The following is a 14,067-nucleotide window of genomic DNA, read 5'->3' on the forward strand; positions in this document are numbered from 1 at the left end:
ATCCGCCTATCCTGCAAGGAGATGCAGCTGATCGAGCTGTTCCTGCTGCACACCGGTCAAGTCCTGCCACGCGAAACCCTGCGGCAAAAGGTCTGGGGCATTGACTGCGAATCCGCCTACAACGCCATCGAGGTGTACTTATCACTTGTACGCCGCAAGCTGCGCACCATCGGCTCAGATGCGCAGATCCATGCGGAACGCGGCGTAGGCTATTACATCGAGGCATAACAAAACGTCCCCGCAGCCACATGCATCTGCATGGGCCGCAGGGACGTTTTTCTTCGTTACCAGCCGCGGTACTTACCGCGCTCGATCGGGCCGAACAGGACGTCTGTCCAGTGCCGGAACCAATCCAACAATCCGTTTGCTCTTCCGTTGTCCTGATTCATACCACGATCCTCCTTTGTTTTTCTGATTTTATTCTACCCTGTTTTTCGCTGCCTGTCCTTCACAAAACTGTGAAATTTTTCTTAAGAATTTATGAAGGGGCTGTCCTGCAGGACAGCCCCTTTTTCTTTATTCCTCATCCTCCGGCACATCCGCACCGCCTGTCAGCCCGAGCACCGACTGGCTTTCCGCTTCGCTCAATTCGGTTACCCCCTTGAGCTTGCGGCGGATCGCGCGTGTGCGCGTACCGACCAGCTTATCCAGCTCGCGGCTGGCCTGATCGAGACGGGTCTGCGTCTGCGTCAGACAGGCCTCAAACTTGTCAAACTCGGTTTTGACCGCGCCCAGCACGCTCCACACCTCGCCCGAACGCTTTTGAATCGCAATCGTGCGGAAGGACATCTGCAAACTGTTGAGCAGCGCCGCCATTGTGCTGGGGCCGGCGATATTAACGTGATAATCACGCTGCAATACCTCAACCATGCCGCGGCTGACCGCCTCAGCATACAGCCCCTCAAACGGCAGAAACAGGATGCCAAAATCCGTCGTATACGGCGGCTCGAGATACTTGTCGTGAATATCCTTTGCCTCGGATTTAAGCGTGGCGATCAACGCCTTTGCACAAGAGTCGATCTGCTCGCGTGAACCTTCCTCATAAGCGTCGCGCAGCGCGCCGTAGGTGTCGCCCGGGAATTTAGAGTCGATCGGCAGCCAGACGTGGCCGCCGTCCTCCACCGGCAGTTTGACCGCATACTCTACCACATTGCGGCTGTTCGGCCGCGTGGCAACATTGACCGCATACTGCTCGGGTGCAAGAATATCCTCCAAAATCGCGCCAAGCTGGATCTCGCCCACAATGCCGCGCGTTTTGACGTTGGTCAGCACTTTTTTCAGGTCGCCTACGCCCTGCGCAAGCGTCTGCATCTCGCCCAATCCCTTATAAACCTGCTCCAACCGCTCATTGACCAATCGGAACGACTCATTCATCCGTTCGGACAGTGTTTTTTGCAACTTCTCATCCACGATCTGACGCATGTCATCCAGCTTTTTGTTGTTGTCCGCCTGCATGGCTCGAAGGTTCTGGTCGACTGTCACGCGGATATTCTCCAGATTCTGCGTGGTTTCCGCGGTAAAGCCGTGCAGCCGCCGCTCAAATTGGCCAAGCTGATCGGTCACCGCGCTCATTTTGCCTGCAAGGCTTTTGTCCATCGCGGCAAGCTGGCTCATCTGCGCCTCGCGCCCCTCGCGCAGGTTCTGGTTGACGAGCGTACCCAGCGCGGTAATGGAGCTGTTTGCATCGCTGCCCCCGGACGGCTGCTGCCGCCGAGTGAGCAGCACGATGACAAGCACCAGCAGCACCACGACCAACGCCAGTGTGATAACGGGTATGTATTGCATAGCGAGTTTTTCCTTTCGGTTCAGAGTACGTGTAATTCCTTAGCGATGCGCTGCATTTCCTCATCCGTTGCAGCAATCACATCTGCACACGCCTTCAGATCATCTGAGATATGCGCCGGCACCTTGATATCGGACTTGTAACGCAGCTGATGCTCCAAGCTTGCCCAAAAATCCATCGCAATCGTGCGCAGCTGCAATTCGATGCGCACCGGCTGCGTGCGGTCAGACAGGAAGATCGGCACCTCCAAAATCAGATGCAGGCTGCGATAGCCGTTCGGCTTGGGCTTTTCGATATAGTCCTTGCGTTCGATCAGCGTCAGATCGTTCTGCCGCATGAGCATATCGGCAACGGTGTAAATATCTTCAATAAACGGGCAGATTACTCGAATGCCGCCGATATCATTGAGGTTTTCCATCATAGATTGCAGCGAGATGGGAAAACCGCGGCGTTTGAGCTTACCGATGATGCTGCGCGGGGTTTTGATGCGGCTCTTGATCGAGTCGATTGGACTTGGCTTGCCGGAAATGCGCGACTCATCGCTTAAAATATCCAGTTTGGTTTTAATTTCACGGATACCTGCCTCATAAAGCATCATCATCTGCTGCAGCTGCATCGCGGATTCGAGCAGCTGTTCCTCGTCGTGCTGCGACAATTTATCTATCGCAAAAAAATCTGCAAAATCCATGCGTTCCCCTCCTCCTACAACTGCATGATGTTTTTTTCATTATACCATATTTCCATCGCATGCACAATCAGCAGCCCCCGCTATCCCGTTCCGCAGGTTTACCCCAGCACTTCCTGCCGCAAGTTTAACTCTATTTAAAGTGGAGCAGATATTGTATAATAAAGCAAACGGCAACGCAAGGTTGCAGACTGCTCTGATGAAGGAGAAGCACATATGGATTATTACTGGCCGAGGATGAAAAGGCTCTGTCCAAAGCCCTGGTCACCATTCTGGAACGAAACAATTATTCTGTGGATGCTGTGGACGATGGACAGGCCGCGCTGGACTATCTGGAGGCGGATAATTATGATGGTGTCATTCTGGACATCATGATGCCCAAGGTGGATGGCATCACCGTACTCAAAACCATCCGCAGCCGGGGCAACCGAATTCCGATATTGATGCTGACCGCCAAAGCCGAGGTGGATGACAAAGTACTCGGATTGGATGCGGGAGCAAACGATTATCTGACTAAGCCATTCCACACAAAGGAATTGCTGGCACGCATCCGGGCAATGACCCGCACGCAAACGGTGCAGACTGATTCCCGCCTGCAAATGGGCAACGTAACGCTGGACTGCGCTACCTTTGAGTTATCCACCCCAGCGGGCAGCTTTCGGCTGGCCAACAAGGAGTTTCAGGTACTCGAGCTGCTCATGCGCAACCCGCATAGTTTGATAGCATCTGAGCGCCTGCTGGAAAAGATTTGGGGCTATGACAGCGAAGCGGAAATCAATGTGGTATGGGTCTATATCTCTTATTTGCGCAAAAAACTGTCCGCCCTGCACGCCAACATACAAATCAAAGCCACCCGAAACGCGGGCTATTCACTGGAGGAGCTGCCATGATCCGCAAACTGCGCATGAAACTGATTATCGCCTCTATGGTTTCTCTGCTGGCGGTACTGCTGGTCATTATGAGCGCCGTCAATCTCGTCTATTACCGTCAGGTGATCCAGGACGCGGACAGCACACTTGCTTTGCTGGCAGAAAACAACGGTTTTTTCCCAAAAAACAATCATGAACCGCCCCCCGATGAGCCTTTCCCCAAAAAAGAACCGCATTTATCGCCCGAGCTCCCCTATGAAACCCGGTATTTCTTTGTCACGCTCTCGCAGGACGGCAGCGTACAGTCGGTCAACACCGGAAAGATTGCCGCCGTGGACACCTCGGACGCGATCGACTATGCGCAAAGCGTCTGGAAACAGGGCAAAACACAGGGTTTTGCTGACCAATACCGTTTTCTGGTGGATACCTCCTCCTCAGAAACGCTTATCCTGTTCCTCGATTGCAGCCGCGGGCTGGATAATTTCAAAACGCTGCTTTTCGCCTGCGTCAGCGTATCGTTTGTCGGCTCACTGCTGGTTTTTCTTCTGCTCATCTTTTTATCCGGGCGCATCGTGCGGCCGTTTTTGGAAAATTACGAAAAACAAAAGCAGTTCATCACCGACGCCGGGCATGAGCTGAAAACACCGCTGACCATTCTCAATGCCGACGCAGAGATCCTCGCCATGGACTACGGGGAAAACGAATGGATCTGCGACATTCAAGCGCAGACCAAACGGCTGGCCGACCTGACAAACGACCTGATCTTGCTCTCCCGCATGGAGGAAGAGCAAACACAGCTGCAAATGCTCGAACTGCCGCTGTCCGACATTGCGGAAGAAACCATCGCACCGTTTCAGGCAGTGGCGCGCACGCAGGACAAAACACTCGAGCTGCATATCCAGCCGATGCTTTCGATTCGTGGCGATGAAAAATCCCTGCGCAAGCTGTTCTCCATTTTGCTGGACAACGCCGTCAAATATTCCAGCCCGCAAAGCACAATCTCCTGCACGCTGGAGCAGCAGAAAAACCTCATCCATCTGTCGGTCTGGAACGAGGTGGACCACATCACCAAGGCCCAGACCGAGCACCTGTTCGACCGGTTTTACCGCACCGATCAGTCCCGCAATTCGCAGACTGGCGGCTACGGTCTCGGCCTTTCTATTGCATTGGCTATCGTAACCGCGCACAAGGGCAAAATCACCGCCTCCACCGCAGACGAAGCCTCCTTACGCATCACCGCCACATTTCCCGTATGAACCTATAAAAGCAGCAGAACCCGCCTGAACCAACGGGTTCTGCTGTTTTTTTATGCCCGGATATGCATTTTTAAGTTCGGTTAAGGTTCCGGTTAAAGTTTGGTTAAGGCTGCGGCGGTATACTGAGCACAATCAAGAAACACGGCTTGCAACATCATAAACGCAAACCCACACAAAGGAGGAAGCATCCATGGCGTATCAGACAACCTTTGAACGATACGAAATCAAATACTTACTGACCGCACAGCAAAAAGAACAACTGCTGCGTGCCATGCGGGGACATATGCAGCTGGATCAATTCGGCCGAAGCACCATCCGAAACATCTATTATGATACCGATACCTTCCGGCTGATCCGACGCTCGCTGGAAAAGCCCGCCTATAAGGAAAAGCTACGCATCCGCAGCTATCAGCGGGCGGAGTCAAACGACCCAGTATTCGTGGAGCTGAAAAAGAAGTTTCAGTCCGTGGTCTATAAACGACGTCTGGTGCTGCCGGAAGAACAGGCTATGACCAGCTTTCGTACTGGCGATGCGCTGCCCGTGCAGTCCCAAATCGCTGACGAAATCGAATATTTCCGCGCCTATTATCGTACACTGCGCCCCGCAGTCTTTTTGTCCTATGAGCGCGAGGCGTTCTATGCGCTCGACGGCAGCGACTTCCGCATCACCTTTGATGAAAACATCCTGTACCGCTGCCGCGACTTTTCGCTTGGCAGCCCGATTTACGGTATCCCTCTGCTGACGGGCGGTCAAACGCTCATGGAGATCAAAACCTCCGGCGGCATGCCGCTCTGGATGACACACGCGCTGACCGAGCACTGCATTTTCCACACTTCTTTTTCCAAATACGGTGCAGCATATCAAAACATGCTGGATACTCAATTTTCCGGAGGACTGCTCTATGCTTAACAATCTATTTCGCGGCCTATTTGACACAGAGATGACTACAGTCATCCCGGTTTCTGACTTTTTACTTTGCGTGGCAAGCGCGCTGGTCGTCGGGCTGCTGCTGGCGGCCTGCTATATGTACCGCACGCGCTACACACGCAGCTTTGTCGCCACACTGGCGCTGCTGCCTGCCATCGTCTGTGTCGTCATTATGATGGTCAACGGCAATGTCGGCGCAGGTGTTGCTGTGGCCGGTGCGTTCAGTCTGGTTCGCTTCCGCTCCGTCCCCGGCACGGCAAAGGAGATCGGCGCCATCTTTCTGGCGATGGGCACCGGTCTGATCATCGGCATGGGCTATATCGCATATGCCTTCCTGTTTGCTATTGTGCTGGGCGCAGCCACCATGCTGTATAACGCGATCGACTTCGGCGCAGGAAAAAAAGCCGCGCTGTACCGCACGCTGCACATTACCATCCCGGAGGATCTGGACTACACCGGTGTCTTTGATGAACTGCTGCGCGAATATACCTCAGCCTGTGAACTAACGCAAGTCAAAACCACCAACATGGGCAGTCTGTTCCGACTGACCTACAACATCACGCTGCGCAGCGCGAGCATGGAAAAAGAACTGATCGACAAGCTTCGCTGCCGCAACGGCAATCTGGAAATCACGGTTTCCAAACAGGAAACCCTTACTGCGGAATTATAAAAGGAGCTTTACCGTTATGAAAAAACATTGCCTGTTGCCGCTGCTTATGGCGGCCGCCGTGCTGGTATCCGGCTGTCAAGCCGCCAAAGCGGCAGACGCAACCGGACAGACCGCACTGGTCACTCCATCCGACATGTTTACCGACCGCGATCTCGAGGTCGGCTATGATGAAACCACCGCCGCCGCGATCACCCTTTCTGGCAGCACCGTCTCGTGCGACAGCGATGCGGTCACCATAGATGGCGGCACCATCACCATCACCGACGAGGGCACCTATATCCTGTCCGGTACGTTGGATGACGGCATGGTCATTGTCGACGCAGAAGAGACCGACAAGATCCAGCTGGTGCTGGATAACGCCAGCATCCACTGCGCAGACTGCGCCGCCCTGTATGTCCGGCAAGCCGATAAGGTCTTTGTGACCACGGCGGCGGATTCCCAAAATGCGCTGTCGGGCAGCGAGACCTTCACCCAACTGGATGACAACAACATTGACGGCGTGATTTTCTCCAAAGCCGACCTGACCCTCAACGGTCTCGGCACACTCACCGTGGATTCGCCCGCAGGTCACGGCGTGGTCACCAAGGACGATCTGGTTGTCACCAGCGGCACCTATGTGATCACTGCCACCGGTCAGGGCTTGTCCGGCAAAGACAGTGTGCGCATTGCCGACGGTACCTTCACGCTGACAACGGGTAAGGATGCCATCCAGAGCGACAACACCGAGGATACGGACAAGGGCTTTGTCTATCTGGCTGGAGGCAGCTTTACCATCACCGCCGAGGGCGACGGTTTGAGCGCAAGCAGTTGGATGCAGGTGGATGACGCGACCTGCACCATCACCACCGGCGGCGGCAGCGCAAACGGCGAGACGCACACCAGCGAAGCTGCACCCGGCGGTATGGGAGGCGGTAAGGGTGGACGCATGCCCGCTTCCGATAGCAGCGCCACCACGGATGGCAGCACACAGCCGCCGGAGAGTCCAACGGGTGAAATGCCGCAGGACGGCATGCAGCCGCCTGCCGAAATGCCGCAAGATGCTGCACCTGCCGATACTACAGCGACTTCCAATGCCCCCGCAGACACTGCTGCAACGACAGAGAGCACCGCTTCTACTGAAACAGAAACAACCGACACCGTCAGCACCAAGGGGCTGAAAGCCGGTACCGCACTGACCATTCTGGACGGCAGCTTCACGATGGACTGCGCCGATGACGCATTCCACTCGAACGGCGACTTGACTATAGGCGGCGGTACAGCTAGCATCCAGACAGGTGACGATGCGTTTCATGCGGACAATGCACTGACCGTCTCGAACGGCAATATCGACATCTCCACCTGCTACGAAGGTCTGGAAGGACTGACCGTCACGGTCAGCGGCGGCAATATCAATGTTGTTGCCAGTGACGACGGTGTCAACGCGGCGGGCGGCGCCGACCAAAGCGGCTTTGGCGGCAACGGTCAGGATCAGTTTGCTGCAGAAAGCGGTGTGTATATCACGATTTCCGGCGGCAATCTGACCATCAACGCAGGCGGCGACGGACTGGACTCCAACGGTGATTTGACCGTCAGCGGCGGTACAGTTTGCGTGTCCACCAAGGACGGCAGCGCGGATTCCGCTCTGGACTACAACGGTAATGCCTCCATCACCGGCGGCACGCTGATCGGCACCGGCTCATCCGGCATGGCGCAGAACTTCGGAGACGCCTCCACACAGGGCGCGATCCTGCTCACCGTCGACGCGCAAGCGGCAGGCAGTACGGTTTCTGTCAGCGACAGTGCAGGCAATGTGCTGGCCTCCCGGGAAGCGCCGCAGGCATTCAGTTCAGTGGTCATCAGCTGTCCCGGCTTAGAAAGCGACGGCACCTACACCGTCACAGCAGGCACCTCCTCCACGGAAGTCACGCTGGACGGTCTGCTGTATGGCAGCGGTGGCATGAACCATGGAATGGGCGGCAATCGCGGCAGCCGCAGTGAACCGACACAGGATACCGCTTCTGCCGCATCTTGAACCAACTTGACATCCTCTATCACAATCCAGGGAAGGGCCGGATGGCACAAACGCCATCCGGTCCTTTCCCCTATGTACCAGCGCTTCCATTTTTGACAGAAAATATATCTGCCGCTTTTGCTGGCTTTTTACAAACGTTTGCGGTATACTATGGATAATATTTTGTAAAGGCTATGCTGCACATATCGCGGCATTGTCGAAAAGCTGTTTGCGGAAGGTGAACTATTATGCCCTCTTTTGCCACCCACCATATTTTTGCCACAACCGTACAGCGTGTCACCGGAGATTCCGTGGCGCACATCGCGGATGCCTGTCCCGCGGCTTACCGCTGGGGCGCGCAGGGTCCCGACCCGCTCGCCTTTTATCACGCGCCGTTTCCCGGCCCGGTGCGCCGTCTCACCCATCGTATCTGCACCGAACCGCCCGCGCCGCTGTTTGAAGCACTTTGCGCCGCCGCTGTGCAGGAGCACAACACCGCAGCGCTTGCTTATGTGTTCGGTTTCTGCACACATTATGCGCTCAGTCGGGTCACCCACGCGTTCCTTGAGGCACAGGCTGACCGTCTGGCACTCTATATGCCCGGTTACTCCACCGAAGCCCGGAGCAAGCTGGTCGAAAGCGATATTGACGGCATCATGATCGCAGGCTACATCGCTGCCGAACCGGCGGGTTACGAGGCATTCCGTCTGCTCGATCCGAATGCCGCCGAATGCACTGTGCTGGCCCGTGTGCTAGCACACGCTGCGCGCGACGCCTACGGCGTGCGCGTTTCTCCTGCTGCGGTATACCGTTCGCTGCACGACATGCGCCGCGTGCTTCACCTGACACACAGCGGCAGCCATATCCGCAGCCGTCTGCTGCATTTCGAGCGTCTGATGGGCAAGACCGGACTGGCCTCCGCGCTCATCCGTCCGGATGAGCCGCTGCCCGCCGACTGCGCCAATCAGGACCACCGCGTCTGGACGGCGAACGGAGAGGAGCGGACGGATTCTTTCTGCGATTTGTTTGACGCCGCTGTGCCGCTGGCCGTCTCACTGCAACGCGCCGTGCTCGACCGCTATTATCAACAAAAACCGCTCGATCCGCGCTTTTTCCCCACAGATTTCACGGGCAACGCGCTAAAAAAATAAAATATTTGAATCATCCGACAGGTTTCGTATGACTTCGCCCTCCTGTTTTCGTAAGCTATCAATTGTTACCAAACTGTAACCTTTGAATTGCGAAAGGAGGGAATATGGGGAGGACATTTTCTCCATACTACCATCATGCGAAACCTGTTATCTTTTGTTTTCGGTCTGTTTTCCGGCCTGCTGTACGGGCTGGTCCGTGCCGTTCTACTGCTGGATCGACTGATCTGCCTGCTGTATGATCTGCCGCTCTGGTCGGCCATCGGACGCGCTGTGCGCACCGCCGGACGAAAACGTGCGGTCTGCGCGCTTGCCGTGTTTGTTCCGCTGTTTTTCGTCCCCGGCACACTGCTTACACAAACCGGTACGATGGTCTATGCCAATGACCGTCCGCTTGGACTGGTGGAAAATTCGGACACGCTGTCCGCAGCGGTGGCAGAAATTGAGCAAAGCGCCTCTTCCCTGTCGGACGAAGCGTATACCCTGCCCGTCTCGATTGAGACTCGTACGCTGCGAGCGCCTGCATCCCAGTTCCTGACCGAGGAAGAACTCAAAAGCGACCTGATTGGGGCCAGCGGAGAACTGGATACGCTGGCAGTCATCTCGGTCGACGGTGAGCGCGCCGGTGTGTGCCGCTCCGCCGAGGATGCACAAGCGCTGCTCGACCGTGTAAAAGCCCAATATACCACTGCGGCAGACGAAAACACCGACTTCCTGCAAGCCGTCCGGGTGGACGAAGTGGTGGCGGAAACCGCGTTGGTTTCCGATTTGTCCACGCTTTATGAGGAATTATCCCCGCGGCTGGATGTGACCTCCACCCGCGCAGTAACCTACACCGAATCCATCCCCTATGAAACCATTACCCGCGAAAACGACGAACTGGATCAAACCTACTGCGCCACCATTCAGGAGGGCAGCGAAGGCGAAGCAGTCGTCACGGCGGAGATCCAAACCGTGGACGGTCAGGAGCATGGACGCACCATTCTGGAGCGTACGGTACTGAGCAACGCCACCGACGAGATCATCGAAGTCGGCACGCGCAACATCGGCATCGGTACGGGCGAGTTTATGGTGCCCATCAGCAATTACACCTTTACCTCGGGCTTCAAATGGCGCTGGGGCAAGCTGCACAGCGGCGTGGATTTGGCTGCTGACGAAGGCACGCCCGTTTATGCCGCGGATAACGGCAAGGTGATCGTAGCCGAAGATTCCGGAAACGGCTACGGTAACTATATCATCCTCGACCATCAGAACGGTTACAAAACCCTGTATGGACACAACTCCCAGCTGCTGGTTTCGGTCGGTGACATTGTTGCCAAAGGCGACAAAATCGCGCTTTCCGGCAACACCGGCAACTCCACCGGCCCACATCTGCATTTTGAAGTCCATGTGGGGGATGAAAAAGTCGATCCTCAGCAATATATCAGCATTGCCTGAAACGCAAAAACGAGCCGTTTTTAACGGCTCGTTTTATTTTTGCTATCCACGTCTCAAGTACGGATGCGCGCACCCATTTCTGCGCTGGCATGACTGAGCACCGGCAGCAGCACCGCGCATACGATCACGCCGGCAAGCCCCTGCACCAGATTGAACGGCACACCGGCCAGCACTGCCGTTGCCGCAGCGCTCGCTGCGCTGCCCGCAAGCAGCTCCATGCCGACTTCATAAGCAAAATAGCCTGCGACCATCACAAGCTCCGCCGGAATTCCGCAAAGCGCCACGCGCACCGGCGTGGACATGCGCTCGCGCTTCACCATATGATGGTACAGCCAGCCGCCAACCAATGCGGTCAGCGCCTTGATCGCAAACGTTCCCGGCACCCATGCCATATAGCCGCCGAACAGATCCGCCAGCATGGAACCGATGCCCGCGGCAACCGCCCCCAGCCCCGGCCCGAGCAGAATGCCGCAAATCAGCACCATGCCGTCGCCCAGATGAATGTAGCCCAGCGTCGGTGTGGGAATCCGGATTACCATGGTGGCAACGGTGGTCAGTGCTGCCAGCAGCGCCGCTGTAATGATGGTTTTGGTTTTATGGGTCGCCATATTGAAACGCCTTCTTTCGATTGATCGCTTTTGATGCTCCTATTATAGTGTGCTTGTGGCATTTGAAAAAGCGTCAGTTTTTGTATTTTATACAATGCCAGTTTGGAGCATAAAAAACAGCCGCCCATCGGGCAGCTGTTCTGCTGTGCATTTTGTTCGCGTCTTAGCGCTTATTGGAACGCTTCCAGATATGCATCTTTTCCGCGTCTGCGATCAGCTGCTCACGGAAGTCCGGATGCGCCACCGAGATCAGATCCTCGGCACGCTGCCACATGGACTTACCCTTCAGGTTGACCATACCGTACTCAGTTACGATATAATGCGTAGTCGTGCGCGGATCGGTCACGGTCGAGCCGTTTGCCAGCGTCGGACGGATACGGGATGCGACCGTGCCGTCCTTCTGCTTGAAGGTCGAGGACAAGCAGATGAAGCTCTTTCCGCCCTTAGACAGGTAAGCGCCCATGACGAAGTCGAGCTGGCCGCCCGTACCGGAAATCTGCTTGGTGCCGGCGGACTCGGCGTTAACCTGACCGTACAGGTCGATATCAACTGCGTTATTGATCGAAATAAAGTTGTCAATACCCGCAATCACATGCACATCATTGGTATAATCGACCGGCATGGAAGCGCACTCCGGGTTATTGTCCAGATAGTCGTACAGCTTCTTGGTACCTGCCGCGAACGCATACGCCTGACGGCCGCGGTCGATGTTCTTATTGCGGCCCGTGATCTTGCCGGCCTTGGCAATGTCAACAAAGGCATCCACGTACATTTCGGTGTGTACACCCAGATCCTTCAGATCGGATTCTGCGATCATCGCGCCGATGGTATTCGGCATACCGCCGATACCCAGCTGCAGGCAGGCGCCGTTCGGAATCTCCGGCACGATCAGCTCTGCAACCTTGCGATCCACCTCGGTTGCCGCGGCAGAACCCATTTCCGGCATGGGTGCGTTGTTGCCTTCGACGATCATATCCACCTCGGAGACATGGATGCAGTCCTCCATACCGCCCAGGCAGCGCGGCATGTTCTCATTTACTTCTACAATAATCTTATCCGCTACATCGCAGACCGCACGCAGATGCGATGCCTGCGGACCAAAGCTGAAAAAGCCGTGGCTATCCATCGGCGCCACCTGCAGCATGGCGACATCCAAATGACCAATGCTCTCACGGTAGTAGCGGGGCAGCTCGGAATAGCGGATCGGGCCATAGAAGCCCGCACCGGTGGCGATGAACTTACGCTCAATGCCCGACATGTGCCACGAGTTCCAAGTCATATGCGCTGCGGGGTCCTCAATCTTATAGATTTCCGGCACGCGCATCAATACTCCGCCGCGGAAATTGACGTCGGTCAGCTCCGGCAGACGCTTGGCCATCGCCTGATCGAGCACGTCCGGCGTGCCGACACACCAGCCATAATCCACCCAATCACCCGACTTGACGACCTTAACAGCTTCCTCTGCCGTTGTCAATTTACTTTGATAAAGTGCTGTGTAATCCATTTTGCCACAACCTCCATATTGTCTATTCTTTAACAATCTTAATTCATTATACTATATCTGCAAATACAGGTCAAGCAGAGGTTTGTATTACGCCAAAACATTCTCAGAATACTCTCAAAAAGTTTTCCTTGATTTTCTGAAATAAAGTGGTACAATGGTAAATGACTTTCACAGCATAGTACGATAAAGTATTTTAGGAGGGGCCCTTATGAAAACCAAAAAGCTTCTGGCGCTGCTGCTTGCAGGTGCGATGAGCGCTTCCCTGCTGGCTGGCTGCGGCGGCGGAAAAACCGACGATACGGCCGCGAACAACGGCGGTGATGCTGGAACGGAAACCACCAGCGATCTGGCCTATGTGCAGGATAAAGGCAATCTGGTCATCGGCTATACCGTTTACGAACCGATGAACTACACCGACGAGAACGGCGAATTCACCGGCTTTGATACGGAATTTGCCAGAGCGGTCTGCGAAAAGCTGGGCGTTGAGCCGGAGTTCGTTGAGATCAACTGGGATACCAAGGTCATCGAGCTGGATGCGAAGAGCATCGACTGCATCTGGAACGGCATGACCATCACGGATGACCTGAAGGAAAACATTTCGGTTTCCGATCCGTATGTCAAGAACATGCAGGTCGTTGTCATCAAGGACAGCAACAAGGATAAGTATACCGATACTGCTTCACTGGCCGGTGCCAATCTGGTAGCTGAGGCGGGTTCGGCCGGCCAGTCCGCGATCGAGGCAGACGAAAACCTGTCGCAGGCCAATCTGACCACCGTGACCAAGCAGACCGACGCACTGCTCGAGATCGAGTCGGGCGCGTCTGATGCCGCTGTGCTCGACTGGACGCTTGCCAAGAGCATGATTGGCGAAGGCACGGATTTTGCCGATCTGATGATGATTGACGGCGCAGAGCTGTCGGTCGAAGAATACGGCATCGGCTTCCGCAAGGACAGCGATCTCTGCACCAAGGTCAACGAGATCATGGATGAACTGGTCGAGGACGGCACCCTGCCTGCGCTGGCCGAGAAATATGGTCTGAGCCTGGCGGAATAAGGAATTGTAACATAAGAAAATCAAGGCTGACGGGACAGCATTTTCGTGCTGCCCCGCCTACCTTTGTTTGGGGAAAGGGTATTTTTACATGTCTGCGTCTGTCATTTTTACCAGCCTGACAAAAACCTTTGGCAT

13 protein-coding genes are annotated in these 14,067 nt (G+C 55.4%); 9 read left to right on the forward strand and 4 right to left on the reverse strand.

The features are described 5' to 3' along the window. A partial coding sequence (locus ABGT74_RS00640) for a winged helix-turn-helix domain-containing protein (protein WP_346704048.1) occupies positions 1-228 on the forward strand: 228 nt, incomplete at its 5' end. 288 nt (positions 229-516) lie between these two features. On the opposite strand, the gene rmuC is transcribed toward ABGT74_RS00640, so the two are convergent. After that, positions 517-1,785: a DNA recombination protein RmuC gene (gene rmuC / locus ABGT74_RS00645; RefSeq protein ID WP_346704049.1), complete on the reverse strand. Its 1,269-nt coding sequence runs from the start codon at positions 1,783-1,785 to the stop codon at positions 517-519. 20 nt (positions 1,786-1,805) lie between these two features. Next, entirely contained in the window at positions 1,806-2,471 is a 666-nt protein-coding gene (locus tag ABGT74_RS00650; RefSeq protein ID WP_346704050.1) for a GTP pyrophosphokinase family protein, read from the reverse strand. 224 nt (positions 2,472-2,695) lie between these two features. Here ABGT74_RS00650 and ABGT74_RS00655 point away from each other — a divergent pair, with 224 nt between their 5' ends. The 7 genes from ABGT74_RS00655 (at position 2,696) to ABGT74_RS00685 (ending at position 10,766) form a co-directional block, all read left to right on the forward strand. Then, the gene (locus tag ABGT74_RS00655) at positions 2,696-3,358 is read left to right on the forward strand and encodes a response regulator transcription factor (RefSeq protein WP_346704058.1); all 663 of its coding nucleotides are present in this window, start codon (positions 2,696-2,698) and stop codon (positions 3,356-3,358) included. Further along, positions 3,355-4,593 carry a HAMP domain-containing sensor histidine kinase gene (locus ABGT74_RS00660; protein ID WP_346704051.1) on the forward strand — a complete coding sequence of 413 codons (1,239 nt, stop codon included), beginning with the start codon at positions 3,355-3,357 and terminating at the stop codon, positions 4,591-4,593. Before ABGT74_RS00655 ends, ABGT74_RS00660 begins: the two co-directional genes overlap by 4 nt. Before the next feature lie 190 nt (positions 4,594-4,783). Continuing rightward, positions 4,784-5,503, forward strand: coding sequence for a polyphosphate polymerase domain-containing protein (locus ABGT74_RS00665; RefSeq protein ID WP_346704052.1), 720 nt, complete (start codon positions 4,784-4,786; stop codon positions 5,501-5,503). Beyond that, positions 5,496-6,191 (forward strand): DUF4956 domain-containing protein, encoded by a 696-nt coding sequence (locus ABGT74_RS00670; protein ID WP_346704053.1) that lies wholly within the window; start codon positions 5,496-5,498, stop codon positions 6,189-6,191. Before ABGT74_RS00665 ends, ABGT74_RS00670 begins: the two co-directional genes overlap by 8 nt. 16 nt (positions 6,192-6,207) lie before the next feature. Continuing rightward, the gene (locus ABGT74_RS00675) at positions 6,208-8,202 is read left to right on the forward strand and encodes a carbohydrate-binding domain-containing protein (RefSeq protein ID WP_346704054.1); all 1,995 of its coding nucleotides are present in this window, start codon (positions 6,208-6,210) and stop codon (positions 8,200-8,202) included. A gap of 227 nt (positions 8,203-8,429) precedes the next feature. Next, the gene (locus ABGT74_RS00680; protein WP_346704055.1) at positions 8,430-9,332 is read left to right on the forward strand and encodes a hypothetical protein; all 903 of its coding nucleotides are present in this window, start codon (positions 8,430-8,432) and stop codon (positions 9,330-9,332) included. 135 nt (positions 9,333-9,467) lie between these two features. Then, a complete protein-coding gene (locus tag ABGT74_RS00685; RefSeq protein ID WP_346704056.1) occupies positions 9,468-10,766 on the forward strand; it encodes a peptidoglycan DD-metalloendopeptidase family protein in 1,299 nt (432 codons plus the stop codon). A 53-nt stretch (positions 10,767-10,819) separates the two neighbouring features. Here the strand turns inward: ABGT74_RS00685 and ABGT74_RS00690 are convergent, their stop codons facing one another. Next, complete coding sequence (locus ABGT74_RS00690) at positions 10,820-11,374, reverse strand: ECF transporter S component (protein WP_297282305.1); 555 nt, start codon at positions 11,372-11,374, stop codon at positions 10,820-10,822. Positions 11,375-11,537: 163 nt separating this feature from the next. Next, a complete protein-coding gene (locus ABGT74_RS00695; protein ID WP_346704057.1) occupies positions 11,538-12,878 on the reverse strand; it encodes a butyryl-CoA:acetate CoA-transferase in 1,341 nt (446 codons plus the stop codon). A 208-nt stretch (positions 12,879-13,086) separates the two neighbouring features. Between ABGT74_RS00695 and ABGT74_RS00700 the strand changes: the two genes are divergently transcribed. Continuing rightward, positions 13,087-13,932, forward strand: a complete 846-nt coding sequence (locus ABGT74_RS00700) for a transporter substrate-binding domain-containing protein (RefSeq protein WP_297282303.1) — start codon at positions 13,087-13,089, stop codon at positions 13,930-13,932. Positions 13,933-14,067 lie beyond the last annotated feature (135 nt).

This window comes from uncultured Agathobaculum sp. (assembly GCF_963927765.1).
Taxonomy (GTDB): domain Bacteria; phylum Bacillota; class Clostridia; order Oscillospirales; family Butyricicoccaceae; genus Agathobaculum.